This window comes from Fusibacter sp. A1, from assembly GCF_004125825.1.
Classification (GTDB): Bacteria; Bacillota; Clostridia; order Peptostreptococcales; family Acidaminobacteraceae; genus QQWI01.
The window spans coordinates 115,001-141,339 of sequence record NZ_QQWI01000007.1 but is presented as its reverse complement, the minus strand read 5'-3'; the positions used below and the strand labels follow the sequence as shown (position 1 = coordinate 141,339).

Annotated in this window: 24 protein-coding genes and 1 other annotated feature; of the genes, 16 read left to right on the top strand and 8 right to left on the bottom strand. The window is 42.4% G+C overall.

What is annotated here, in order from left to right; genetic code table 11:
• Window positions 1-51 precede the first annotated feature (51 nt).
• The 4 genes from DWB64_RS11670 to DWB64_RS11655 all read left to right on the top strand — a co-directional run bounded on the left by DWB64_RS11670 (window position 52) and on the right by DWB64_RS11655 (window position 5,570).
• A complete protein-coding gene (locus DWB64_RS11670) occupies window positions 52-2,046 on the top strand; it encodes a transporter substrate-binding domain-containing protein (RefSeq protein ID WP_129488422.1) in 1,995 nt (664 codons plus the stop codon).
• Window positions 2,039-3,382, top strand: a complete 1,344-nt coding sequence (locus DWB64_RS11665; protein WP_129488421.1) for a sigma-54 dependent transcriptional regulator — start codon at window positions 2,039-2,041, stop codon at window positions 3,380-3,382. Before DWB64_RS11670 ends, DWB64_RS11665 begins: the two co-directional genes overlap by 8 nt.
• A 137-nt stretch (window positions 3,383-3,519) precedes the next feature.
• Entirely contained in the window at window positions 3,520-4,995 is a 1,476-nt protein-coding gene (locus DWB64_RS11660; protein WP_129488420.1) for a sodium:alanine symporter family protein, read from the top strand.
• Window positions 4,996-5,138: 143 nt separating this feature from the next.
• Complete coding sequence (locus DWB64_RS11655; RefSeq protein ID WP_129488419.1) at window positions 5,139-5,570, top strand: hypothetical protein; 432 nt, start codon at window positions 5,139-5,141, stop codon at window positions 5,568-5,570.
• A gap of 35 nt (window positions 5,571-5,605) precedes the next feature.
• Here the strand turns inward: DWB64_RS11655 and DWB64_RS11650 are convergent, their stop codons facing one another.
• The gene (locus DWB64_RS11650; protein WP_129488418.1) at window positions 5,606-6,265 is read right to left on the bottom strand and encodes a hypothetical protein; all 660 of its coding nucleotides are present in this window, start codon (window positions 6,263-6,265) and stop codon (window positions 5,606-5,608) included.
• Between the two features lie 124 nt (window positions 6,266-6,389).
• Here DWB64_RS11650 and DWB64_RS11645 point away from each other — a divergent pair, with 124 nt between their 5' ends.
• The 3 genes from DWB64_RS11645 to DWB64_RS11635 all read left to right on the top strand — a co-directional run bounded on the left by DWB64_RS11645 (window position 6,390) and on the right by DWB64_RS11635 (window position 9,970).
• Window positions 6,390-7,436, top strand: coding sequence for a S41 family peptidase (locus DWB64_RS11645; protein ID WP_129488417.1), 1,047 nt, complete (start codon window positions 6,390-6,392; stop codon window positions 7,434-7,436).
• 166 nt (window positions 7,437-7,602) lie between these two features.
• Window positions 7,603-9,780 (top strand): DNA helicase RecQ, encoded by a 2,178-nt coding sequence (gene recQ, locus DWB64_RS11640; RefSeq protein WP_129488416.1) that lies wholly within the window; start codon window positions 7,603-7,605, stop codon window positions 9,778-9,780.
• A 10-nt stretch (window positions 9,781-9,790) separates the two neighbouring features.
• Complete coding sequence (locus DWB64_RS11635) at window positions 9,791-9,970, top strand: hypothetical protein (protein WP_129488415.1); 180 nt, start codon at window positions 9,791-9,793, stop codon at window positions 9,968-9,970.
• 40 nt (window positions 9,971-10,010) lie between these two features.
• Here the strand turns inward: DWB64_RS11635 and DWB64_RS11630 are convergent, their stop codons facing one another.
• The 4 genes from DWB64_RS11630 to DWB64_RS11615 are packed head-to-tail and all read right to left on the bottom strand — an operon-like array spanning window position 10,011 to window position 13,700.
• On the bottom strand, window positions 10,011-11,129 hold the full coding sequence (locus DWB64_RS11630) for an ABC transporter permease (RefSeq protein WP_129488414.1): 1,119 nt from the start codon (window positions 11,127-11,129) through the stop codon (window positions 10,011-10,013).
• On the bottom strand, window positions 11,116-11,916 hold the full coding sequence (locus DWB64_RS11625; RefSeq protein WP_129488413.1) for an ABC transporter ATP-binding protein: 801 nt from the start codon (window positions 11,914-11,916) through the stop codon (window positions 11,116-11,118). Before DWB64_RS11625 ends, DWB64_RS11630 begins: the two co-directional genes overlap by 14 nt.
• Window positions 11,909-13,072, bottom strand: a complete 1,164-nt coding sequence (locus DWB64_RS11620) for an HlyD family secretion protein (RefSeq protein WP_129488412.1) — start codon at window positions 13,070-13,072, stop codon at window positions 11,909-11,911. The genes DWB64_RS11625 and DWB64_RS11620 overlap by 8 nt, the downstream gene beginning before the upstream one ends.
• Window positions 13,065-13,700, bottom strand: a complete 636-nt coding sequence (locus tag DWB64_RS11615; protein WP_164980379.1) for a TetR/AcrR family transcriptional regulator — start codon at window positions 13,698-13,700, stop codon at window positions 13,065-13,067. The genes DWB64_RS11620 and DWB64_RS11615 overlap by 8 nt, the downstream gene beginning before the upstream one ends.
• A 189-nt stretch (window positions 13,701-13,889) precedes the next feature.
• On the opposite strand from DWB64_RS11615, the gene DWB64_RS11610 reads away from it, so the two are divergent.
• From DWB64_RS11610 to DWB64_RS11590, 5 genes are all read left to right on the top strand, one after another.
• Complete coding sequence (locus DWB64_RS11610; protein WP_129488410.1) at window positions 13,890-14,606, top strand: cytochrome c biogenesis CcdA family protein; 717 nt, start codon at window positions 13,890-13,892, stop codon at window positions 14,604-14,606.
• A gap of 15 nt (window positions 14,607-14,621) precedes the next feature.
• Window positions 14,622-15,269, top strand: coding sequence for a redoxin family protein (locus tag DWB64_RS11605; RefSeq protein WP_206736672.1), 648 nt, complete (start codon window positions 14,622-14,624; stop codon window positions 15,267-15,269).
• A gap of 134 nt (window positions 15,270-15,403) precedes the next feature.
• Window positions 15,404-16,435: a peptide-methionine (R)-S-oxide reductase MsrB gene (gene msrB / locus DWB64_RS11600; protein WP_243118977.1), complete on the top strand. Its 1,032-nt coding sequence runs from the start codon at window positions 15,404-15,406 to the stop codon at window positions 16,433-16,435.
• Window positions 16,436-16,454: 19 nt separating this feature from the next.
• Complete coding sequence (locus tag DWB64_RS11595) at window positions 16,455-17,234, top strand: response regulator (RefSeq protein WP_129488408.1); 780 nt, start codon at window positions 16,455-16,457, stop codon at window positions 17,232-17,234.
• Window positions 17,221-18,936, top strand: coding sequence for a sensor histidine kinase (locus DWB64_RS11590; RefSeq protein ID WP_129488407.1), 1,716 nt, complete (start codon window positions 17,221-17,223; stop codon window positions 18,934-18,936). The genes DWB64_RS11595 and DWB64_RS11590 overlap by 14 nt, the downstream gene beginning before the upstream one ends.
• A gap of 32 nt (window positions 18,937-18,968) precedes the next feature.
• On the opposite strand, the gene DWB64_RS11585 is transcribed toward DWB64_RS11590, so the two are convergent.
• Together DWB64_RS11585 and DWB64_RS11580 are read right to left on the bottom strand one after the other, a co-directional pair.
• The gene (locus DWB64_RS11585; protein ID WP_129488406.1) at window positions 18,969-19,325 is read right to left on the bottom strand and encodes a rhodanese-like domain-containing protein; all 357 of its coding nucleotides are present in this window, start codon (window positions 19,323-19,325) and stop codon (window positions 18,969-18,971) included.
• Window positions 19,326-19,334: 9 nt separating this feature from the next.
• On the bottom strand, window positions 19,335-19,622 hold the full coding sequence (locus DWB64_RS11580; protein ID WP_129488405.1) for a rhodanese-like domain-containing protein: 288 nt from the start codon (window positions 19,620-19,622) through the stop codon (window positions 19,335-19,337).
• A 196-nt stretch (window positions 19,623-19,818) separates the two neighbouring features.
• Here DWB64_RS11580 and DWB64_RS11575 point away from each other — a divergent pair, with 196 nt between their 5' ends.
• Window positions 19,819-20,298, top strand: coding sequence for a GNAT family N-acetyltransferase (locus tag DWB64_RS11575; RefSeq protein WP_129488404.1), 480 nt, complete (start codon window positions 19,819-19,821; stop codon window positions 20,296-20,298).
• 222 nt (window positions 20,299-20,520) lie between these two features.
• Window positions 20,521-23,370 (top strand): methyl-accepting chemotaxis protein, encoded by a 2,850-nt coding sequence (locus tag DWB64_RS11570; RefSeq protein ID WP_164980378.1) that lies wholly within the window; start codon window positions 20,521-20,523, stop codon window positions 23,368-23,370.
• Window positions 23,371-23,431: 61 nt separating this feature from the next.
• Here the strand turns inward: DWB64_RS11570 and DWB64_RS11565 are convergent, their stop codons facing one another.
• Window positions 23,432-24,451 carry an HD-GYP domain-containing protein gene (locus DWB64_RS11565; protein WP_129488402.1) on the bottom strand — a complete coding sequence of 340 codons (1,020 nt, stop codon included), beginning with the start codon at window positions 24,449-24,451 and terminating at the stop codon, window positions 23,432-23,434.
• A gap of 207 nt (window positions 24,452-24,658) precedes the next feature.
• On the opposite strand from DWB64_RS11565, the gene DWB64_RS11560 reads away from it, so the two are divergent.
• Both DWB64_RS11560 and tyrS read left to right on the top strand, forming a co-directional pair.
• Entirely contained in the window at window positions 24,659-24,841 is a 183-nt protein-coding gene (locus DWB64_RS11560; protein ID WP_129488401.1) for a hypothetical protein, read from the top strand.
• 39 nt (window positions 24,842-24,880) lie between these two features.
• Window positions 24,881-25,075: a binding site (T-box leader), on the top strand.
• 33 nt (window positions 25,076-25,108) lie between these two features.
• Window positions 25,109-26,332: a tyrosine--tRNA ligase gene (gene tyrS / locus DWB64_RS11555; RefSeq protein ID WP_129488400.1), complete on the top strand. Its 1,224-nt coding sequence runs from the start codon at window positions 25,109-25,111 to the stop codon at window positions 26,330-26,332.
• Window positions 26,333-26,339: the final 7 nt, after the last annotated feature.

Genomic DNA, 26,339 nt, shown 5'->3' with positions numbered 1-26,339 from the left:
TATGTTCATCTTGTGTTATACTTTAAAAAAGATTTTGACACTGGGGGGCTTATGAAAAAGAAATTTTTAAGTGTGACATTCGTGTTGATTGTGACCTGGTTGTTCTTTGCCAATCAGTTTATCCGTTCGAACTATCATATGAATATCTTTCAGTACTTCAATAACGACCATCAGTTGACGGAGTCGGACCGTCAATTTTTAAAAGATCACGGACCCATCGTTTACGCATCCGACAACAATTCTCCACCGCTTAGATACTACGACAAGGAAGCTGGCCAGTACAGAGGCGTAGTGATTGATTATGTAAAGGCACTCGCCATAGAGCTTGAGACAGAAATCGAAATGAGACCGATGATCTGGGATGACGCACTTGAAGCCTTAAAAAGAGGGGAGACAGACATTTGTGACATGTATTCTTCGGATGCGCGCGCTGAAATCTATCTGTTCTCTGATCCGGTGTATTATCAACGTGGAGTGATTTTGATTTCGAACGATAATGATAGCGTATTAAATGCCGCCGATCTAAATGGGCTCACTGTTGCTGTTCAAAAAGGCGACTATGTGGTTGACTTTCTTAATAGGGAGACAGAGTTCGTAAATCTTATTTATACGGTGGATTATGAAGAAAGTGTCCGATTGGTCAAAGAAGGAAAAGTGGATGCGATGGCAGGTGATGAGCCGGTTATCAGTTATTTTACCAATATACTTGAGATGAACGAAGACTTTAGAATCGTAGATGAGCCGCTTTATGAATTGCCTTCAGTCTTAAGCCTCTATAAAAGCGATAAGCGGCTGCAGTCGATCATCAACAAGGGCATCTACGCTTTAACTCAAAAGGGAACAGTCAACAAAATTCAGCAAAAGTGGTTTGGAATCTCAACACCGATTTCAAGCAGCAATCAGACGGATAGGTTGACACTTGCAATTCTTAGCGCAGGTCTTGTCACAATTGTGATTGTCATGCTTGTTGTCTTGTGGAATTTTGAATTAAAACGATTTGTGGACGAACGAACCCGCGAGCTCGCAATCAATAAAGATAATTTACAGACCATCATCGATGGGCTCAGCCACATGATTGTGGTGGTCGCTCCAGACTTTAAGATATGGTCGGGAAATAAACGGTTCTATTCTATGTTTGAGATACACGATTTAAACACGGATCACTATTTGGATCGGATCTTACCTGGATTCAGCGATGAATTTAAGGACAAGTTCTCTTCCAATTCCACTTCGTTTGAACATATGATGCAGGGACAGACCTACCAGGTGACACCCTATACCATTGAGTACGCAGAATTTCAGGGAAACGCCACTCTCTTGATGTTTGAAGATGTAACAGACAAAAAGATTCATGAGTCAAGGCTTTTACAAGACAATAAGATGGCGGCTATCGGTCAGCTTGCAACGGGTGTTGCGCACGAAATTAGAAATCCTCTTGGTCTGATCAGGAACTACGCCTTTCTGTTAAGAAGAAACAAGGATGACAAGGACCTGCTGAGAAAGTCCCTTAGCGTGATTGAGGAGTCTGTAGACAAGGCTTCGGCGATTATTGACAACCTACTCAATTTTTCGAGGCTGTCAAACGATGAGTTGAGCCAGGTCAAGATCGATAAACTGATTCGGGATATCATCAATCTCAACGATAAGCTGATGAACAGACAGCAGATCGTTTGCAGACTCAAACTTGAACCGACGGCGATCAGTACTCAAGAGGAGTCGCTTAAGGCGATTTTATTGAACATCATCAACAATGCGATCGATGCCATACCCAAAAAAGGGCAGATTACCATATGGCTAAAGCGCATGGATGAAACCGTTCAGATTCACATAATCGATAACGGAGAAGGAATGTCAGAAGAAACCAAAGAAAAGCTCTTTGAGCCTTTTTATACAACTAAGAATGTTGGTGAGGGTACCGGGTTAGGTCTTTACATTGTCTATAGCGAACTTGCAAAGATCAATGGTACGATCAATGTGATCACCAAGCCAGGAGTAGGTACGACATTTAAAATCAACTTGAAGATTGGGGAACAGGTCGATGAGTGAACATATATTTAAGATTTTGATTGTGGATGATGAACAACATTATTGTGATGTGCTTTCTTTGATACTCAAGGGAGAAGGACATCATGTAAGTTATACCACCAAAGCCACAGATGCGCTCGATATGCTGGAAAAAGAGTTTTTTGATCTGGTGCTGAGTGACTTTTTCATGCAGGATATGAATGGTTTCGATCTTTTAAAAGAAATTAAAAAAGACCATTCCGATACAGAAGTAATCATCATTACAGGTTACGGAAGCATAAAGAATGCTGTGGAGGCGATGAAGAAAGGTGCGTTTTCCTACTATATCAAATCACACGATCCTGAGGAGCTGATCTTCGAAGTTGAAAAGGTAAAGAGGATCTCAGAACTTAAAATGAAAATAAGTCAGCCGGCGGTCACGGGCCAATATTTGATGCAGTCGAAGAATCCAAAAATGAAAAAGGCGATTGACCTGATCGACAAGGTCGCTGTGAGCAACGCCAATATTCTATTGCTCGGGGAGTCGGGCGTCGGAAAGGAAGCCTTTGCCGCTTATATCCATGAAAAATCGACTAGAAAAGGGAACAACTTCGTGCCGGTCAACTGCCATGCCTATTCGATGACGCTTCTTGAGTCCGAACTGTTCGGACACGAGAAAGGTGCCTATACGGGTGCTACTGAAACACGAATAGGGAAGTTTGAATCCGCAGATGGAGGAACACTCTTTTTAGATGAAATTGGAGATGCCACTGCAGATATGCAGCTTAAGATGCTGAGGGTACTGGACACAAAACGTATTGAAAGAATCGGTTCGAACCAGTTGATCGATGTGAATTTCAGACTGGTATGCGCGACGAATAGAAAATTAGATGAAATGATTGCAGCAGGTGAGTTCAGGGAGGACTTCTTTTATAGGATCAGCACCTTCACGATTGAAATCCCCCCGCTCAGGGAAAGAAAAGAAGACATCATCCAAATGGTTCATTTTTTCGTTTCAAAACTGTCCAATGATATGAAAAAGCCTGTGAATGGTATCGATGATGAACTGTTGGTATTTTTGAAAAATTACGATTTCCCTGGGAATATCCGTGAGCTGAAAAATATGATCGAAAGACTTATCGTGTTATCTGGTGACGGCATACTTAGAAAAGAAGATTTGTTCTTGTCGACACCCAAAAAGGTAAATCAGACATTCCAAAGTCTTAAGGAGTTCAGAAAAAACCAGGAGAAAAGTTATATTCATTCTGTCTTAAAAGCGAATAATCAACATTTGACGAAATCAGCAGAGATACTTGGGATTACAAGAAGACAATTATTTAATAAAATTCAGGAACTTGAAATCGAAATCGAGAAGTAAATTTCACATACGTGAAATTTATTTCTCGATTTTATTTCTTTTTCGACATGATATTGTTGCAATTCGGTAAAATATAAGTTGGCACGGTCCTTGCAATACTATATGGTGAACATTAACTTATTAAGGGGGAATTATTTATGAGTTTCAATGGTATTGTTGATTTTTTAAATGGCATCATATGGTCTAGCTGGTTGATTTGGCTCTGCCTAGGCACAGGTATCTTCTTTTCAATTATTATGAAGTTTCCACAAGTACGTCTTATCAAGGATATGGTCACACAACTATTCAGCGGTGGAGATTCAGAGTCCGGCGTATCGTCATTCCAAAGTTTTGCAATGGCACTTGGTGGCCGTGTTGGTACAGGTAACATCGCTGGTGTTGCTTCTGCAATTGGATTCGGTGGTCCTGGTGCGGTATTCTGGATGTGGGCTATCGCATTCTTAGGAGCGGGTTCTGCTTATATCGAGTCGGCTCTGGCTCAAGTCTATAAGGAAAAGATGGATGGAGAATACAGAGGCGGACCTTCTTACTACATTGAAAAAGGTTTAGGACAAAGATGGTATGCGGTATTGTTCGCACTTTCTGCAATCGTCGCATGTGGTTTCTTCCTACCTGGTATTCAGGCAAACAGTATCGCTGTTGCGATGAATACGGCCTTTAATATTCCTGTAGCGATTACTGGCGCTATCGTCGCCGCGCTTCTTGGTCTTATCATCTTTGGCGGCGTTAAGAGAATCGGTAAAGCAGCTGAAGTCATCGTTCCATTTATGGCAATCGCCTATATTATCGTCGCAGTAATCATTATTGTTCTTAACTTTGATAAAATCCCAGGCGTGTTCAGTCTGATCTGGACACATGCGTGGTCTGCTAAAGCTGCGACTGGCGCGGTAATCGGGCAGGCGATCATGTGGGGCGTCAAGCGCGGTATCTACTCAAATGAAGCAGGTCAGGGTACAGGTCCTATGGCGGCTGCGGCTGCAGAAGTATCTCACCCAGCAAAGCAAGGTCTAGTACAAGCTTTCTCGGTTTATGTAGATACGCTGTTTGTTTGTTCAGCTACAGCATTCATGATACTGATCACAGGTATGTACAACATCTATGATACAGCGGGTAACATCCTTGTTGAAAACATAGCTGGAGTAGAACCTGGTCCGGCGTTTACTCAAATGGCGCTTGATTCCTTCATTCCTGGATTCGGTAGTTCCTTTATCGCAATCGCACTTTTCTTCTTTGCATTTACAACACTTATGGCTTACTACTACTATGCCGAATCGAATGTGGCGTATATAGCAAGAAACTTTAAAAATCATAAGCTTGTCTTTAACCTTACACGTGTCGCACTTCTTGTCATGACATTCGTAGGATCTATCAACTCTGCAGGAGCGGTTTGGGCACTTGGCGATATCGGCGTTGGCCTGATGGCATGGCTCAATATTGTCGCTATACTCTTATTGACAAAAGTTGGTGTTGCAACGCTTAAAGATTATGAAAGCCAGAAGAAGTTAGGTCTTGATCCTGTATTTAATCCTGAAGCGCTAGGCATTAAGAATGCTGACTTCTGGATGGATAAGCTATCAAAACCATCAAAAACTAAAATTGAAAAAACTAGTTAACTTTTGAATAGTAATTAACCCACCCACAAAAAAAACCGTAATGTGTCCCTATACACATTACGGTTTTTTGCTGTTTATATGCGCAGCAGTCTTTAGCTCACATGTTTGGTATAAATAATGTATAATGGTAGTGAGGTGAAGTGATGTCCAGATTTGAATTAGAAACAAAGTATGCTACCATCAGTCAAGCGGAAGACGAGATTGAAAAATTGATCGAAAAGTCGAAAAAGAATAGACTCGCTCTAAATCTGCTTACAGGAAAGATTTATGATAACGGTGATTTCAAACTTTCGAGTAAAGCTAGAGGTGCCGCACTTTCTGAGTTTGTAGGAAGTTTGGAACTCAGAAAAGACTGTATCTACCTAGTGGGAACTATCCAACCAAAACCGAGTAGAATGAAACTTTTATATACGCTTATCGGATTTAACGCGATTTTTGGCGTGATATTGATTTCCTCAGGCAACCCTATTTTTGTGGTGGCGGGTATCTTATTTTTATCGCTCCCATGGATCAACGTTTCGATCGCACGAAAGGGAAAGTACTTAAAAGCATCATTAAAACTGATTTTTAAATAAGCAAAAAAAACAGACCGAAACCGGTCTGTTTTGCTTTATATGTCAAATTCCAAATTGTCTACAATCGGTGATAGCTGATAATTGTTTAAAGTGAAGTTGATAAAGAAAATCTCGCTTTCGTCGCCGTTTTTAACGAATACGACATAGTGAAATCCGAAATCGTCCTTGCTGATATCACTTCCGTACCCGTTAAGTGCGAAAGTGATCTCGCCCTGAGTCGGGAAATCTAGGATAGTGCGTCCACCATGGTTCAGGTCGACAACCGTCTTATCTACAATGGCGTATCTCTCTGCCAACATGTTCGACACGGTCTGTTCATCACCAGAAGTAAAGGCCTTCATAAAACTTTCAGCCCCGTATCTGAGTCTTTCAAGCTCGTGTTCGTCTGAAAGGTCAACAATGTGTTTGGATCGTTGCTCGGAAAGTTCAGATTGAAGTCGATTGATTTGATTTTGAATACTAACGAGTTGATCCGTATCAAGCTTTGTCAGCAATTTTGATAAATCCTTTGTGTCCTCGCTGAGGATTTCAAGAACCGCGAGTGCCGACTGAGATTCGTTGATTTGTGTCTTTAGTATCGCCAGTTCATTAGCCTGCTTGTCAATTTGGAGCTGAAGCTGAAGAGTCGAATAGTATAAAATCAATAGGAAAGCGATGAGACTTGTAGCATAAATAATTTTTTGTTTTTTAGTCATAGGAACCTCCTGTTTGAATTATACCATCTGGATCTTCAAATAACCACTTTCTAACAATAGCTGAAAGTGTTACTCTATTAATAGACAATAGGGTAGTCGCTTAAACCAGTCAAAGAGGTGCAGGATGTTAAAAAAGTTAAAAAAACTTGAAACCATAGATAGTGAGACCAAACACTGGATCAGAAAGAGTATCATAAGACGCAACTTAACGATATTCGTACTGATTATTTTTATGCTTGGCTATTTCGGAATCGCTTATAGAAATTACATGACGACCTATGAACTGTACGACGTGATGAGCTATTTTATCGATTGGAACGTGTTGGAGGCTAGAATCGATGAGGTGATTGACGAGGATCTTTACGTTGAAGAATACGACTGGGCTCCTTTTGAGGGGACTGACGACCTGAGTACCTATGACCGGTTTCATCTTTATGCGACACAGTTGATTCTCAATGATGTCAATTCGCATCTTGACGGCATGATGCAATATTACAACTATATCGAAAGCAATGCCGCAGTGGAGAAGTATGACGACTATCTCGCCAATACAGAGACTTTTTACGCATCGACGATAGGAAGCGATTTTTATTTAGGTGTTTATAGCTTTGAAGAGAGGCATACGGATGATATTTTGGATTATGCAGGTCCTATCAACGTTGCAAACAGGCTGTTTATCGATTTACGAGACAATCCAGGCGGCTATATGGTGTACGCCTTTGAGATGATCGACTTGTTCCTTGAGAAGGATATTCCGATTCTTTCGGATGTGCAATATGGTATTGACGGCAACGAGGACGTCTATGAGGAAGTGACCTTGACTGAAGCCAAGCTTAAACCCAAGGAGATTGTGATTCTTGTAGATGAGTATACAGCATCTTCTGCTGAAATAGTGACTTATGCCTTAAACGCCCATCTTGACAATGTGACCATAGTTGGCCAGAATACCTATGGCAAAGGGATCTCGACACTAACGTTTGACAACTACTATGGCGCGAATATCACTGTACTGAGCTCTTACTTCAATATGTATAACCGCGACGGATCGAAGACTTCTTATCAGAACGAGGGGATTCCAGCTGAGATAGAGTATGTTTGGAAAAGTGAGGAGTACGATGAGAATTATAAGAAACTGATTGCAGACATGAATCGACTGATCGATGGAAATTAGCATGGGTTGCAAGTGCCAATGGGTGCTTGCAACTTTTTTTATTGTCATCAGATAAGTTTCCAATTTATGTATGATGCAAGTTGCAGACAACTATTTACCTGATTAGAGTTCGCTCATAATAGGCTTCGTGTTACAATGTTAAGAGATTCGACGAGAAGAGGTTAAAATGAAAATACATGATTTATTAAAAAGGTATTATGGCTACGATTCGTTCAGAGACAATCAAGAGACCATTATCAATACGATATCGACAGGAAAAGACGCTTTGGTCATCATGCCGACAGGCGGGGGGAAATCGGTCTGTTATCAGATTCCCGCTCTAGTTTTCAGCGGACTCACAGTCGTGATTTCTCCGCTGATCGCTCTGATGAAAGATCAGGTGGAGGCGCTAAACCAAAATGGAATAGCCGCGACATTTTTAAACAGCTCACTAACAGCGGGCGAAACCAGAGATAGGGTTCATGGTATCTCACAAGGTAAGTATAAGTTGGTTTATGTGGCTCCAGAGGGCTTGATGACAGGTGCCTTTCTTGAAGCTTCTAGAGAGGTCGTGATCGATTTTGTCGCTGTGGATGAGGCGCACTGTATCAGTCAATGGGGGCACGATTTTAGACCGAGTTACAGGTCGATACCGACTTGGATAAGCAGGCTTCCCAAGCGTCCGGTAGTGGCTGCCTTTACTGCTACGGCCACGCAAGCTGTCAAAGAGGATATCAGCACACTTTTAGAACTTTATCATCCAAGGTCCTATGTGTCAGGCGTTGACCGTGAAAATCTTATTTACAGGGTTGTAAAACCCCACAGTAAATTTGACTACTTATCCAAGTGGCTTAAGGATATACCCAAAGAACATACAGGGATCATCTACTGTGCGACAAGAAAATCAGTAGAGCAAGTCGCCGGTAAGCTAGTGAAAGAGGGAATTGCCGCTGGGTTTTACCACGGTGGGCTAGACCCTGTGACTAGAAACCGCGTTCAAGATGAGTTCATGCTCGATCAAAAGCGGATCATCGTGGCGACCAATGCATTTGGTATGGGCGTTGATAAGCCGGATGTCCGATTTGTCATTCACTACAACATGCCTAAAAACATGGAAGCCTATTATCAGGAAGCCGGTCGTGCCGGTCGTGACGGTGAAGAGAGCGATTGTATCCTGATGTATGACTCATCGGATATCGTCAAGCAGAAGATGCTTATCACTCAAAACAGCACCGACCGTGAACGTCTGACGATACAGATGACCAACCTTCAGACACTTATCGATTATTGCAACACAAACAACTGCCTAAGGGGAGAAATTCAGCATTATTTCGGCGAAACGATAGAAACAATCCACTGCAACAGTTGCAGCAACTGCTTGGATGAATCTGAAGAAATAGACTGTACAGAGTCGGCCCAAAAGATACTGTCTTGCATCTATAGAATGGGGCAACGCTTTGGAATCAACCTGGTTGTCGAAGTGTTAAGAGGTGCGAAAACCCAAAAGGTGAAGACATTCAAGTTTGATGAGCTTTCCACTTACGGTCTTCTCAAACACGAGTCTATCCCAGTAGTAAAAGAACTCATCATGTTCTTGATCGCCAAAGGACATATACTGATGAGCACCGACGAGTTTCCGGTGCTGAAGCTCAGCGGTAGTGCGCGAGACGTGTTAAAGGGCAGTGAAAAGATTGTAATGAAGCAGACAAGACTTGATATCAAAGAGAAGAAGACCTCTAAGAAGAGAGCATCAACCCATGCGGGTCACCCAGAACTCTATGACATACTTGTCTCTCAACGAGCGGAGATCGCACAGGCAAAGGGAGTTCCTCTTTATGTCGTGTTCGCCAATGCGGTTTTAAGCGATCTTGCGAGTTACCTGCCTACGACCAAAGAAGAATTTTTAAAAATCAAGGGAATCGGAGAAAAGAAATACGACACGTACGGTGAAACCTTCATGTCCCTTATCAGAGATTATGTAAGCGAAAAAAAGATAAACCCCGATGAGGTGCTTGTGGAAGAAATTGAAGTGGTTTCTTTAGACGAGAGTCCCAATAAGGGGCTCTCTCATGATGAAAAGTACGATTTGACGCTACGCTATTATCAGAGTGGATTATCGATAGAGGAGATTGCTGCAAAATGGGGATACCAGGCGACGACCATTGTCGGTCACCTGGAAAAACTAGAAGAGAAGGGTCACCGAATCGAGTGGGACGACCTAGTGGACGAGACTGTCGAAATCGAGGTGCTTAAAGCGATCGACGGTGTAGGTCTTGCGGCATTAAAACCAATTAAGGACGCGCTACCCGATAAAATAAGTTATACTGATATTAGAACGGTTATCGCAAAAAATAAATTGAAATAAGGAGCGACACATGTCATCTAAGATTTTCAAAAAAAAGGGTACAAAAGGATTCATCATCGGAGTTGGTGCTTATCTGGTCTTGTCGATGATCTTCGACTATTTGAAGATGGACAAAACCGTGGGAATCATCATAGGTGCGGTAGGTGCGCTTTTGATCATGGCTGTTTACAATAAGTTCTATAAGAAATAATCAAAAAAAACAAAGCTGATTAGGCTTTGTTTTTTTTGTCTTAGTCTAGTTTTTTAGTGAATTTGATAGCCGTTACGGTAATCAGGATAGTGATGATCAGAATCATGGCAATCGTGGATGACCATAAATAGCTGATATCGACACCTTTTACGATGATGCCTCTAAGAATCACTAAAAAGTGTGTGATAGGAAAAGTCGCACTGAGCCACTGGATGATTTTAGGCATGGACTCCCTTGGAAACATGAACCCTGAGAGCAGCACACTCGGAAGTAAGAAGGCCATAGTGCCTTGGATAGCCTGCGCCTGGTTCCTTGCGACGGTTGAAATAAGCATACCCATTGCTAGGGCACCTACTAAAAAGATGAATCCAAGGAGCGCGAGTTCTGTGAAGTTTCCTGCAACGGAGATACCGAAGATCATTTTACTGAGTATCATCACGATGATAAAGTCATAACATCCTATGACGATATAGGGGATGAGCTTTCCGAGAATCAGTTCAAGGGAAGTGATCGGCGTCATGATCAGCTGTTCGATGGTGCCGAGTTCCTTTTCGCGAACCATCGCAAGGGCTGTGAGTATGATTGTGATGTTTTGCAGGATCAGACCCACGACGCCTGGAATGTTGAATTTTGCACTCTCAAGCGTCGGGTTATATAAGACCATGGGTGATGCGGCGACGCCACTTGAAGATACCGACATGGGTTTTAGCTTTAAATTATAGTGGTTGGAGATCATCACCGCATAATTGACGGCCGTTCGGGCGATTGTAGGATCGGATCCATCCACTAGAATCTGAATTTCAGATGCTTCATTTCTGTTCAGTTTTTTTGAGAAATCAGGGGGGATAATAAGTCCAACCTTGACACTTCCACTTTTAATCAGATTTTCTACAAGCACAACCGAACTCACTCTGCTGTAATCGTTAAAGTAGTCCGATTGAGTATAGCTTTCTACAAGAGCTCTGCTTAACTCTGTATTCGCACCGTCATAAATGGTCAAATCGACATTGTTGACATCGCTGTTTACTGCAAAGCCGAAAATCATCAGCATGACGACAGGCATTAAGAGTGAAATGAACAGACTGGGTTTATCCCTTCTGATATGTATGAATTCTTTTTTTGTGACCGTGAGAATACGGTATAGTTTAAAGTTCTTCACGATGGTCACCTCTGATTTTTCTCTTCATATCCCCATAAGACATGATCTTTTTATGATCAGACTTTTGTAGCTCGTGAGCGATGAAAATATCTTCTAGGTTGCTTAGTCCGGTCTTTTCGTAATGTCCCTTTGGCGTATCCACTGAAATGATATTTCCATTATAGATAAAACCTATCCGGTCGCAGATTTCTGCTTCGTCCATGTAATGGGTAGTAACAAAAACAGTGACACCTTGCGCAGACAAATGGACGATGGTTTCCCAGAATGCTCGTCTTGATACCGGATCGACGCCGGCTGTCGGTTCGTCAAGGACCAAAAGAATCGGGTCATGTATCAAGGCGCATGAAAGTGCCAAACGCTGTTTTTGTCCTCCTGATAAAGTTCGTGCAAGTGCTTGTTCTTTTCCTTCAAGCGCCGCCATCTTGATAAGGGGAATGGAACGCAAGAGGATCTCTTTCTTTTTCATTCCGAAAATCCTGCCGTAAAACTCCATATTCTCAAGAACGGTCAAGTCACCATATAGACTGAACTGCTGTGACATGTAACCAATTCTACTTTTAATCTGTTCAGTATCTTTTAGCAAGTTGAAACCGAATATTTCGCCACCGCCCTCGGTGGGTGTAATCACACCGCAAAGCATTCTAATTGTAGTGGATTTTCCCGAGCCGTTTGGTCCTAGAAGTCCAAAGATTTCACCCTTGTTGATGTGAAAGGAGATACCATTGACTGCAGTGAAATTTCCAAAGTTCTTCTTAAGGTTTTTTATGGTAATTACGGCTTCACTCATTTTTGTCACCGTTTAGTATGGATAGGTCGACTTCCAATAACATTCCTGGCTTAATCCACTTTGCTCTTTCAAGTGTCAGTACCACTTTAAAGACCAAACGCTCGCGATCATCGATTGTGACCGTGTTGAGCGGGGTAAACATGGCTTCGTTTGCAATAGTTGTGATGACCGCTTCGGTGCTGTCGGTGCTATCCGAACCTGCAAGACGGGTAAGATACCGGTCGCCGATAGTCAACTTTTGAAGATCCTTTTCTTTTACATAAATGTTCAGTGAAATCATATCTGGATCAAAGCAGGTGATAATCGGCATTCCAGGAGTCACAAATTCTCCAATCTCATAATTGATCGTTTCAATCGTGCCAGCCTGGAGCGCTGTGATACTTAGGTCATTTGACAGGTTGACCAACCGGTCGACTGCGAGTTGGGCATTCTTACTGGTAAGTTGTGCCATGGTCAGATCTTCGTTATTGATTCCACTTGTTGCAACCATCAGTGTTTGGTTTGCCGAGTCTCTCTCAATTTCGAGTAGGGCTACTTTGGTCTGTACGCTGTCGATTTCTTCTAACATGTTGCTTTGCTTGAGCTTAAGCGATTCGAAATTACTTTCAGCGGATTTCAGTGCCAATCGCGTTTGGTCCAAGACCGCTTTGCTGACGGCACCCTGTTCGTAAAGCTCTTTGGTATTGTCAAAGGTTTGCTGCCTGTCAAGGAGTACTTCGCCCGCCAAATCCTGACTGACGCGCAGGTCCTTGAGAGAGGCGTAAAGACTGGCCTTTGAGTTCTCGAGGATTTTTTTGTTTTCATCAAGTGATTCTATTTTATTGGTAATGATCGTCAACTCTTCGTCCCTGATCGGACCTGTCGCTTTTTTCAACTGCGACTGTGCGATTAGCGCCTGGTTTTTCGCAAGTTCGATCTGGTAATCTAGATCCGTGTTGATAAGCGATGCGACGTGCTGACCGACAATAATGCTTTCGTTAGGACTTGCTAGAATCTCTTTGATCAATCCTGAGGTGGATGCGTTGATATGAAACGTATTTCCTTGAGCCTCGCCGTAGTATAGGCTTTGCTGTTCAGGGCGGTTCAGAAGAGTGGACAGTGTGAAGTAACCGAATAAAAGAATGACTAGTATTACAGGTGTGATTTTCTTATTCATTGATTATACCTCTCATAAACAGCTCGAATATCTGAGAAAACTCTTTTTCAAAGTCTATGTCCTCACTCAAAAAATTCATGTCGATAAGCATGAAGTTGGACATGCCGATAAAGGACCGGAAGATCAGGCGACTATCGAGAGTGTTTTTGATAAATTCCTTTGCCTTAAGGTGGTCGATCATCAGACAGACCCTGTCGATTATCGAATTAAGCAGGTCCTTCATATGAAGCAAGGTTTCTTCGTCAAGCTCGCTTAACTCAAAAATAAGAATTTTGAAATACCCGACATTGTTGTTGATCTGCGTGACCTTCTCAAAAAGTAGAGACTTGATATCCGCTATCGTTTTAGGGTGGGTGCTGCTGATCAGTTCATCCAGATACATGTTCATGATCAGTGGAAGCTTAATGTTGATGATATCCGTCACTACACATTTTAGCAGGTTTTGTTTGTTCTTGAACTGCTTGAACAACAGTGCCTCTGACACTCCTGCATGATTTGCGATGGATTTTGTGCTGGTGTTCTTATAGCTTTGTAGTGCGAACAAGTAGGTCGCGGCATCTAGTATTCTCTTATTTGAGTCATCCTGCATATGGATGACTCTTAGTTTTTCATAGGTAGCAGTTGACATAGCGACTCCTTTACAGTTGGTGAGTGAACACTCACTCATACTTAAATTCTACTACTTCACATAGATTAGTCAAGCGTAAAATACTAAATAAATGATCATATTCAAGTTTTGCGTAATGATAATCGATATCAACGACGCAGCTTTAGGAGTATACTTATACCATAGACAAGCAAAAGGGAGGGAACAATCATGTTAGGTGAACAAGTTTTAATCAGTACGGTATTTATCGCAGGTCTGTTGTCCTTTTTCGCACCATGCACCTTTCCACTGATACCGGTATATATTGGTTTGCTGACCGATGAGAATAGGGAATATAAGAGGCTCAGGATCGGTAGATATGAAATCAATTTAGGGGCGATTGTAAAGACGATGACTTTTGTACTTGGACTGTCGACAACCTTTGTCATACTTGGATTCGGTGCAGGCGCACTCGGCCGGTTGATCAATAACGACTGGATTCTGGTTGTAGGTGGATTATTGGTTATCTTACTCGGAATACACCAGATGGAACTGATCAAGCTCCCTGGGCTTTCAAAGTACAGGGTACTTCGTATGAAAAACAAGAAGACCAAGGCACTAGGGACTTATTTGATGGGTGTGACATTCAGTTTGGGATGGACACCGTGTGTAGGACCGGTACTTGGAGCTGTGCTACTCACTTCTGCAAGTGCAGGACAAGCATACTACGGCGGTTTTCTAATGTTGATCTACGCATTTGGTCTGATGATTCCTTTTCTTGTAATGGCGACACTGTCGAGTTTGGTTCTTACTCAGTTCGCACGACTTGAGAAACACCTGTTGACTGTAAAGCGAATCGGTGGCGGACTGATCATTCTTATGGGAATTCTATTGATGACGAACAAATTGACAGCAATCAGTATTTTCTTTGAAAGACTGTTTAATTGATGAAAGGAGTTTACGATGAATAAAAAAGTGGTGTTTGGGTTAGTAATAGTACTAGTGGTTGCAGTAGCAGGATACTTCGCATGGAGAAGTGGTCCTGAGGTGATGGATGACGGTGTACCTGTGATGGATGCAGGTGAACCGATGATGGATGAAGAAGAACCGATGACGGATGAAGAAGAACCGATGACGGATGAAGGAGAGCAGATGATGGATGAAGATAAAGATGCGGTAATGATGAATGATGGTGAGGCTGCGCCGGCTTTCAGCTTGATGTCCTTAAAGGGTGAACAGGTATCACTGGAAGCCCTTAAGGGTGAAAAGGTGTATGTAAAATACTGGGCTTCGTGGTGTTCGATTTGCCTAGCGGGCATGGAAGAACTTGATGAGCTCGTCGCAGAAGCCGCTGATTTTAAAGTGTACACGATAGTGGCTCCAGATATCAACGGTGAGCAAAGCAAAGAGGATTTCATCAAATGGTTCAGTTCACTGGGCTACGAGAATATCGAAGTTTTATTCGATGAGACCGGTAATACACAAAAGGCATACGGAATAAGAGCTTTTCCGACTTCTGCGTATATTGGTTCTGATGGAGTACTCGTAAAAGTGGCTCCGGGCCATGTATCCAATGAAATGGTCAAGTCTTTCTTTGAATCAATCAATTAGAATTACTGCAAACATGAGGGCAATAAAAAGGAGTGACAATGATGAGGAAAATGACAATGATGTCGTTACTGCTGGTTGTCATACTACTTGTAAGTGCATGTACTAGCACAATAAATACGGTTAAGGAGATTGATATGGGTATTAATACTAAAGCAAATAACATTAAAAAGTCCGGTTTACCTGACAATCCCAATGTTAATGTCGATTATGATGTCACAAGGCTCCAAGAGATCTATCTGGCTGGAGGGTGCTTCTGGGGGCTAGAGGCTTATATGGCCCGTATTTATGGAGTTTATGATGTGACAAGCGGTTATGCCAACGGCAATACTGAAAATCCAAGTTATGAAGATCTGATCTACAGAAATTCGGGTCACGCGGAAACGGTACGCGTGCAATATGATCCGGATAAAGTAGACCTGGATACCTTGCTTACGTATTACTTTAAGGTAATCGACCCGGTCAGCCTAAACAAGCAGGGGAACGATAAGGGTGTGCAGTATCGTACGGGGATCTATTACACGAGCGGCGGAGATCTTGAAGTGATCAACCGAAAGATGGCAACGGTTCAGGCTGCATATGATAAAAAACTTGCTGTGGAAGTGGAACCTCTCGATCAATACTATTTGGCTGAAGAGTACCATCAAGACTATTTAGAGAAGAATCCGAACGGGTATTGTCATATAGACCTGTTTACAGTCGAAGAGGTTGTAATCAACGAAAGCTGGTACCCTAAACCAAGCGATGAGGCGTTGAAAGAAAAACTGACTGATTTTCAATATAGGGTAACCCAGCTCAATCAAACCGAAAGAGCTTTCTCGAACGAATATTGGGATACCTTTGAACCAGGAATTTATGTGGATGTGGCTACTGGAGAACCTGTATTTTCTTCAAATGACAAATACGATTCATCATGTGGTTGGCCGAGTTTTACAAAACCAATTGTTCCTGAAGTGGTCAAGTATGTTGAGGATAAAAGCTTCAACATGTCAAGGACAGAAGTTAGAAGCAGATCGGGAGACAGTCATCTTGGACATGTTTTTGAAGACGGACCAAAGGATAAGGGCGGATTGAGGTATTGCATCAATAGCGCTTCGATTGAATTTATAGCCCTTGAAGAGATGACATCAAAAGGGTATGGTTATCTTATACACACAATCGAAAAATAATAGCAGGCAGGTAGAGCATATGTATACACTTTTGATCATAGATGACGAACCATTGATGAGGCGAGGGATAAAATCCCTCGTCGATTTAAGTGGGCTGGGTATTAAGGAGATCGTAGAGGCCAGTAATGGTGAAGAGGCTTTAAAAATCTGTGGGACGGTCGTTCCTGATATCGTGTTGCTTGATATCAACATGCCTAAAATGGACGGTCTGACCTTTGCAAAACGGTTGAAGGAATTGAATAAAACGGTTAAAATCTGCATGATTACAGGATACGATTATTTTGATTACGCCATTGAAGCTTTGCGAGCGGGTGTTGAAGAATATATTTTGAAGCCGGTTACAAAAAAAGATATCGATGAGATTCTTAGAAAACTGATTCAGTCGATTGAAAAGGAATCGGTTCATAAGGAATTGAAGAGTCTTGATATTTCTGCAATGCCATCTGCAGGCATAGTCGAAAGTACGGTTGAAATGCAGTTGAAAAAACTTGTAGAAGAACATATTTTTGAAAGCGGGTTCAGCTTGTCAAGCCTTGCTGACGAGGTAGGATTCAGTTCGGGATATCTGAGCGGAGTCTTCAAAGATTCCTTTGGTCTCGCTTTTCAAGATTATGTGGCAAAAATACGAATTGAAAAGGCCAAACTATTACTCCTGACAACCGAGATGAAAAACTACGAGATCTCACAAGCGGTCGGATATGAAGATGTCAATTACTTTGCCACTCGGTTTAAAAAAATTGTGGGAAGCACTCCCAAGCAGTACCGAAATCAAGTGAGGGGTCGCGATGTTCAAGTTTAAGTCAAAACGGATGAACCAGATGAATGTAAGGATTTCGATCTATTTAGGTGTGACGACTGTGATTGCCGTCACGCTACTTAGCGCGCTTTTTTACATGAGTGCGTCATCCATTGTTTTGAACGATGCGCTTAAACAGACCTCAGAGGCCGTTGAACAGAGCGGCAAGTATATTGAGGGTTACCTTGACAAGGTGAAGAGCTTATCTGATTTAATCGCAATGCATCCCGACACGATCGACAGTCTGAAGAACGAAAGTGATGAGTCCAAAAATGCTTTGAAGGCGCTCCTTGATGTTGCCAGTGATAGTGATGACAGGATAGTCTCCATCGCCCTTATCGGGAAAGACGGCGGTATGGTCTATGCGGGCGCACAAATGCTGATGGAGACGTCTTCTGACATGATGGATGAATCATGGTATATGGAGGCTAAGAACAGTCATCAGATGCCTGCCTTAAATTCTGCAAGAAGAACTGAGTTTACAATGGATAAGAATACTTGGGTCGTGTCTGTAAGTAGAGAAATAGTGGATGAGGACAACCGTCATCTAGGCGTGCTCCTTATCGACATCGATTATAACTTTATTGAAGATTATCTGGTGAGTCTGCCGCTAGGGGATACAGGATATGCCTTCATTGTTTCAGCAAACGGTCAAGTGGTATATCATCCCGATGTGAGTTATTTCGCAGATGCTAAAAAGGCCCAGTCGCTAATATCGATATGTGAACTCGGACCTGGGCATCAGAGTGAAATCGGACTCATTACCTTTAAGACGGAGATCGGACATTCGGATTGGATCATGGTCGGACTTTCTTCACTGGACAATGTGGCTTTTTTAAGAAGGCAGCTGGTGGAATCCATGATTCTCGTAGGGCTTATCGTAATGGTTTTAGGCATGATAGGTGGGGCATTGATGGCAAAGCGTATGACTTCTCCAATTGAGAAGCTTGAAAATGCCATGAAAACGATAGATGGTAAGTGGAGGCATGTGAGTATTCCAGCCGCTGGGTCATCTGAAGTTGTCGAGCTTACCATGCAATACAACAACATGCTTGATAAGATCAAGTCCCTGCTACAGGAACTGACCGACAAGCAAGAAATGATCAGAAAATACGAGCTTCAGGCCCTTCAGAGTCAAATCAATCCACATTTCTTATATAATACGCTGGATACGATTATCTGGCTTGCGGAGTTCGGTGAGACGGACAAGGTGGTGTTAGTGACAAAATCACTCGCAGAGCTACTACGACTATCGTTAAAACAGGATGAGGGACTCATCACCTTAAAAGAAGAACTGGACCATGTCAGTCATTATCTGACGATTCAGGAAGAAAGATATGCTGAAGAACTGGATTATGAGATAATTTGCTCAATGGATGCATCGCTTTATATGGTTCCAAAACTGATATTGCAGCCCATTGTTGAAAATGCGATTTATCATGGAATAAGAGAAGGTGGGGCGCACGGGCATATAAGCATCGAAATAAATCAAAGTGAAGAGAACTTGTGGATTGACATTGCCGATAACGGTAAAGGGTTTGATCCTGCGAAGCCCATGAATGAAGATAGAGTAAGGTTGGGCGGCGTTGGACTTAGCAATGTCGATCAAAGGTTGAAACTGGTCTACGGTGAAGACTTCGGTCTCAAAATAGACTCTAAGATCGGTGTCGGAACGACGGTGACTTTTACAATACCGAAAAGATAGAAAAAACCAGTTCGTTTTGAACTGGCTTTTTCTTATGCTCTATAACTGGACATTCCGCCCTTTACATTGATAACTTTATAACCTGATTTTGTCAACATTGACGCTGCCGACATGCTTCTTGCACCGGATGCGCAGATCACTACTACGGGTTGATCCGTTTTGATCTCGTGCTTTCTGCTGTTAAGGCTGGCAAGGGGGATGTTTTTGAATCCCTTGATTTTGCTTGCAGAAAACTCGGATGGCGTCCTCACATCGATAAACTGATGATTCTTTTCTTTTAATAGGTCTTTTAGTGTTTCAGATGAAATCTGATCAACGTCGCTTTTGTTGTTTTTTGTAAGGAAATAAAGAACAACTACTGCAACAAATAGTATAAGAATATAATTCATGATGCCTCCTTAGAATGCCATGTAACCGCCTGATAGGTTAAGTACGTTTTCGTGTCCGGCCATCTCAAGCATTCTTGTAGCCATTAAGCTACGGCTTCCTGAGTGACACATTACTACTGTCGGTTTTGAAAAATCAATCGATGACATGTTGTTCATCAGAGTGTCCAGTGGAATATTTTTGAATCCTGCGATGTTTCCGCCGTGGTACTCGCCTGGGGATCTGACATCGATCAACGTTACCTCATGATTGTTTTCTTTGATGAATGACGCCAACTCTGATGGTCTGATATGTTTCATTAAAAAAGTCTCCTTAAAATTTAATTACCCCCTACCTACGGGGGTCCTGTTGTGATAATATTATCATGTACTTTTGGAATAAGCAAGGGCAAATCTATGAATAAAGCGAAATATTTTCAGAGATAAATAGAACTAATTGAACATAGCTTGGTTTGGTGTTGTATAATTAGGTATAAATGTAAATCGGGAGGTGCGTATGGATTTTAAGATAGCCAGGGATGAAGATGCATACAAAATATATGATTTTTGCAAAGAGATGATAAGAACGGACGCAAGAATGAGTTTTACCGATGGAACAAGTCTGTCGGTTATTGAGAACTGGTTGCTGGACGAAGCAGTGACCCTCTATATCGCCGTAGAGGACGATATGGTCGCAGCGATGTTTAGGGCCAAAAGGGGAAGTGGCAACAAGTCGCATTCGGCATATATAGCCTGTGCCGTTCATCCGACCTTCAGGAGGCGTGAGCTCGCATCGAAGCTGACCCTGTTCGGTCTTGAAGATCAGAAGAGAAAAGGTGTGGTTATCGCAAGAACCTATATCTATTCTTGGAACAAACCTTCGATAAAAACTATTGAAAAGTGTGGGTTCGAGCTAGCAGGAAGAGTGTCGATGCATGAATATGAGAAAACTTTAAACGCCTATATCGATGATTTGATCTACCATAAAGTACTCTAGAAAAAGAGCAGTCAAGGTTATGGTAACACAAGCATCAAAGGAAGCGGACGAAAAGATGTATCTACAAAAATCGAAACGAATTTGCGGCAGACGTAAAGACGACCGATAATGAACGGGCAACTTTTGACATAGTCAAAATTGCCCGTTTTTTGTCCAGTTATGTCAAGAGAGACATTTCCACCATTCTTTGGGTATATGGCCAATAGAATGGAGGAATGGAGAGTGAAAAATATAAAAATCGGATTAAAAGTTGCGATTGGTATAGGTTCGATGCTATTGATCATCACGGTTGTGATGGGTTACGCGTTCATCCTTTTAGAAGGCATCAGCACAGTCGCGACAGAACAGGCGAATGAGTATTTGGTAGAAGTTGAAATCGCTAAAAAGATCGAGACGGAAGTTTCAGACATGCTTTACCATATCAGCGTTTTTGGCGAGAATTTCAACTTGACACAAGATTACGAGGCGGCACTCACCGGCTTAGGAAAAATCGAATCATTGCTTGATGACGGTAAAGATCTGGTGGACAAGTACCCTGATCTTGACGTGCTGAAATCGGAACTAGCGGAGTTTGAAGTAGTGGCTGCCGAGGTGAAAGCTTTGATTTTTGAGACCAAAGCGCTTAGCGATGACTATGATGTGAAAATTAGCACGCTCAATGTGGCGGCAACTGATTACATGGAGCAGGCTAAAAGTTACTTAAGCGACCAAAATGCGAAGTTCACAAAAGAAATCAATGAGGAATTCTCTCAAAAAAGGTTGGAAAGCAGACTCGACAAGATCATGTCCATCAATAATGTCATTGATAGCGGCAATGAAACAAGAATTGCGAACTTCAAGGCGTTGTCTGGGAAGAATACAGCGCTTATCTCCGATGCGTTTTCCAATTTTGACGTCATTGGTAAAGAAATCGATGATCTGATTCTGGTGTCGACAGATCAAATCAATGTCATTCAGCTGCAAAATATACGGTTAGCGGCTGACAACTACCAGAAGGCGATGGAGGACATGCTTAAAATCATGAGTGAGGCATCAAGTCTTTCGCTTGATAGGATAACAGCGACAGCGACCTTGCAGCAGCAGGCTACGAATATCGCAGATAAAGGACTGGAGCGGTCGAAAACGGTCGCTGACTTAAGCGTCGAGACAATCGACAATACGAGAGCAGTCATGTTGGCAGGGTTTATCACCGCGGTTGCTGTAGGTACGCTTATCAACTTCATAATCATCAAAAAACTTGTGAAGGATATCGGAACGATCACTGCAGCGGCCAAACAGTTGGCTGTAGGTGACATAGAGATTTATCTGGACGCGAACCCAGGTAAAGACGAGATTGGATCACTTTCTCATGCGTTTGGAAAGATCACCAAATCGGTTGTCGAGCAGACCGAAGCGATGAAGTCGCTCGCAAAAGGTGATGCTAGCGTATCGATCAATCCACGTAGCGAGAAAGACGTGCTAAATATGAGCCTGAAGAATGCCGTTACGACTATTCTTGAAATCCAGTCGGAAACAAATCGAGTGATAAAGGCGGTTCGATTAGGACAATTGAATCTTGACCATACGCTGGATTTTGAAGGGTTTTGGGGAGAGTTGTACGAAGGTGTTCATGGCATCGTTTCCGTACTAAAGGCACCGATTGATGTGACAAACAAATATTTGCAGGCAATCAGTAACGGTGTCATCTTGCCGGAACTTACAGAAACATATCATGGCGAGTTCAATACGACAAAGGAGAGCATCAATAGGATGATCGTCGCTGTCAACAACCTTGTACATGATACAAACGACTTGATTGATCATGCGATAGATGGCGAGTTGTCCTACCGGATCTCAAGCGACAGTCACATGGGCGACTTCAAGAAAATAGTCATAGGCGTCAATCAAACACTCTCTGCTGTGATCGAACCTGTGAAGGAAGCGCAGGTTGTCTTGAAGGCTCTTTCAAACGGTGAGTTGGATGCAAGGATCAGGGGCGACTACAAAGGTGACCATGCGCAGATAAAAGATGCGGTCAACGCGTCGATGGATACGATTGAAATGATCGTCTCAGAGATCAACAAGTACCTAAAGAATATCGCTGATGGAAACTTGAATATGTACATGGGAACGGAACTTGATGGAGATTTCACTCAGATTAGAGATGCGATCAATTATATCCTTGATTCCTTCAACCATCTCTTGCAAGAAATGAATCAGGCGTCGGACCAAGTATCTTCTGCTGCCGATCAGGTTAGCGGTAGCGCTCAGTATCTGTCGCAAGGTGCAACAGAACAAGCAAGTGCTGTGGAAGAAATCAGCTCATTTATTGATGTCATAGCCAATCAATCCGTTGAAAACGCACATCAAGCCAACGAGGCAGATGAAATCGGAAAAACGGTGATAGCAGATGCGCAGAACAGCAATGCTCAGATGGTAGAAATGGTTGATGCGATGGATGCGATAAACTTAGCGAGTGATAATATTTCGAAGATAATCAAGGTGATTGATGAAATTGCTTTTCAGACCAATATACTTGCTCTTAATGCAGCCGTCGAAGCGGCGAGGGCGGGCGAACACGGAAAAGGTTTTGCGGTCGTAGCGGCTGAAGTCAGGGACTTAGCGGCGCGCAGTGCAAAAGCGGCTAAAGAAATCACAACTCTGATTGAGAAGTCCCAAAAGACCGTCGAGCTTGGTACGATTAAGGCTGGCGATACCGCAAGCGCTCTTGATAAGATTATAAAGGGCGTATATGAGTCGCAGAAGATTATCTCTTCGATTACGGTCTTGAGCAATCAACAGGTGCAAGGACTTCAAGAGATCAGTCAGGGTGTGAATCAGATATCGGATGTGACGCAAACCAATTCGGCGACTGCGGAAGAATCTGCATCATCCAGCGAAGAGTTAAGCTCGCAGGCTGAAATGCTCAAAGCGATGATCAGTCGTTTTAACCTAAGGAATCATATGGACTCTGGAAAGGCTGCAAAAGATGTATTCAATCAATATGCCAAGAAGAACAAGCTCTCCGCAACCTCGCGAAAAGACCGCGTCGAATACATTGAACTTGATGACGATTTTGGAAAGTATTCCTAGGAGTGGTACAGAAAAAGCCTGATGATCGCTCATCAGGCTTTGTTTTTTCATCTTTGAGTGATCAGCAGACGCCGGTGATCGTCGGGCTGCTCGATTGCATCAAATCATAAAAGTTATCTCCCGCTCTTACGAGGGGTTTGTTAGGGTCGAATTTATTTAAGAAAACAATTTCTCCGGTTTCGCCGTTGGAAAGTATGACTTTAAGTCCAACGTATAACTTTTGCAGGTTCCTTATTAGCGTGGTAGATGCTGTCGGATCAAGGAGATCCAGACTTTCTGTGAAAATCTCTTCGCATGCGGCTACTGGCGATATGGCTTCCTTGTAGCATTTTTTTGAAATGGAGGCGTCATAGACATCTGCAACAGCCACGATGTTGGCAATCGGGTGAATTGAGGGACCTGTCAAGCCCTGAGGATAACCCGAACCATTTCTGCGTTCGTGGTGATGCATGATCGCCAGTCTGACATCATCGTTCATTTCTGCCAAGCCGTTTAGTAATTCAAGTCCGTCAAGAACATGGTTCTTCGCCGTATCGAACTCGTCAGTAGAAAGCGGAAAAGGCTTAAGTAAAATGGATTTGTTAACTGTTATTTTACCAACGTCATGAAACAATCCGGCGTAGATCGCATCTTTGATCGACTTGGCAGGTTTGTCCTGCCAGTACGCGATCATGCCTGAGAGCAATCCCACGTGCACACTATGTTCGTAACTGTAGTTGTCTATGCATTTTAAGCTCAGTAATAAGGCAAGTGCGTGGTCATCGATCATGATGGACTGTACAATATCCATTACTGGTGACTTGATTTTGCTGAATACATTTTTTCCAAGTAAACGATAGGTTGTGAAAGTTTCTGAAATCGCTGTGAGTATTTCTTGTCTGTCCTCTTCGGAAAGGGTAGTGTTTTCATCACTGGAAGAATCATCGACATAAACAAAATCAACACTCATTCTTACTAGAAGTTCTTTCATTTTATCTGTGATTATGTCACCCTTGGATGCGATCAGCATGTCGAAACCGCCATAAATGTCTTCTCCAAGGATCATACCGTGTTTTAAATCTTGAATGCCTACTAATCTCATGTTTCACCTCATTTTCACACATTTAATTAACTTTAACATAAAACGAAGTGTTTGAATAGTTGGATTATTTGACAGTAGGACTGTGTTTTAAATCATAGGACCGAATTTCAGTTAGTTTTGCAACTTGACTTGTCAGAATATTCGAAATTTGAGACAATGTAATTGATGGTATAGAAACATGATTGATGATCTTTAAAAGAGGTGGATATGAAAATCATTAAAAACATAGCCCAGTGCCGCGAATGTAAGGCTATAATTCAAAGTCATAACCATAGAGATAACTATACGTACTGCGAATGTAAACGAATTGCTGTCAAAGGTGGAAACTCATCGATTCTGAGACTCGGTCACCACAGGGACATCATAGAAATGAGCCATAAGGAGTACTGATATTGACAAAAGCTTCTGTTATCATGTAAAATGTTGAAAAGAGTTGCGTTGAAAAAGATAAGTAGACGGTTCGATATTTTTTAGAGAGCGTGTTGGTTGGTGAAAAACACGAAAATACGGATGGTTGAATACGACTTTGGAGCAAGTCTGTGAAAGCAGACCGGTTAGTTGCGTTATAGACTTTGAGGCACATTTGTGTAAACTAAGGTGGTACCACGGCTTTTCGTCCTTGCGATTTGCCGTGTTTTATTTTTTGGAGGTGTTTAGATGACAGGATTAGATGTTTTAAAGGCAAGAGGTTTTATTGGTCAGATGACTCATGAGGCTGAAATCACAGAGCTTCTTGAAAAGGAAAAAGTGACGTTTTACATTGGTTTCGACCCGACTGCCGACAGTTTGACGGCAGGTCATTTTATGACGATTATGGCTATGTCGCATATGCAAAGAGCAGGGCACAGACCAATTGTCCTTATCGGTGGCGGAACTACGATGGTAGGTGATCCGACAGATAAGACGGATATGAGAAAGATGCTTACAAAAGAACAGATCGATGCAAACGCTGAAATTTTCAAGACTCAACTTTCAAAGTTTATCGATTTTAGCGACGATAAGGCAATTATGATCAATAATGACGAATGGCTGCTGAACCTTAATTATGTAGAGTTCTTAAGAGAAATAGGCGCACATTTCTCTGTAAACCGTATGCTTACGGCAGACTGCTACAAGACAAGAATGGAAAAAGGTTTGACGTTCTTAGAATTCAACTATATGATCATGCAGTCGTATGACTTTTTAGTCTTAAACGAGAAGTTCGGATGTAACCTGCAAATGGGCGGTAACGATCAGTGGTCTAACATCTTAGGCGGTGTCGACCTCATCAGAAGAAAACGTCAACAGCCTGCGTTTGGTGTTACTTTCAATCTTCTTACCACATCAGAAGGCAAAAAAATGGGCAAGACGGAAAAAGGAGCTGTATGGCTCGATCCTGAAAAAACATCGCCATTTGAGTTCTTCCAGTACTTCAGAAATGTCAGTGACGCCGACGTGATTAAAACAATGAAGCTCCTGACCTACCTCCCACTTGAAGAAATCAGTGTGATGGAATCATGGGAAGGCGCTGAGCTTAATAAGGCAAAAGAGATCCTTGCTTTTGAAGTGACAAAAATAGTGCATGGACAAGAGGCTGCACTTGCTGCGCTAGATGCTGCAAAAGCACTATTTGCAGGTGCTAAGGACAGCGATAACATTCCATCCAGTGATGTGGAAAGATCGGCTGTCTTAAATGGATATTCCATCGCTGACGCCTTTGTCGGTGCAGGACTTGTAGGTTCAAAATCAGAAGTGAGAAGGTTGGTGCAGCAAAACGGTCTGTCGCTTAATGAGAAAAAGGTGACTGATTTCACCTATGTGCTGACAGAAGCAGATTTTGTAGAGGGCAAGGCGCTCCTGCAAAAGGGTAAGAAGATATTCCACCAATTGATCATCAAGTAGGATAAAA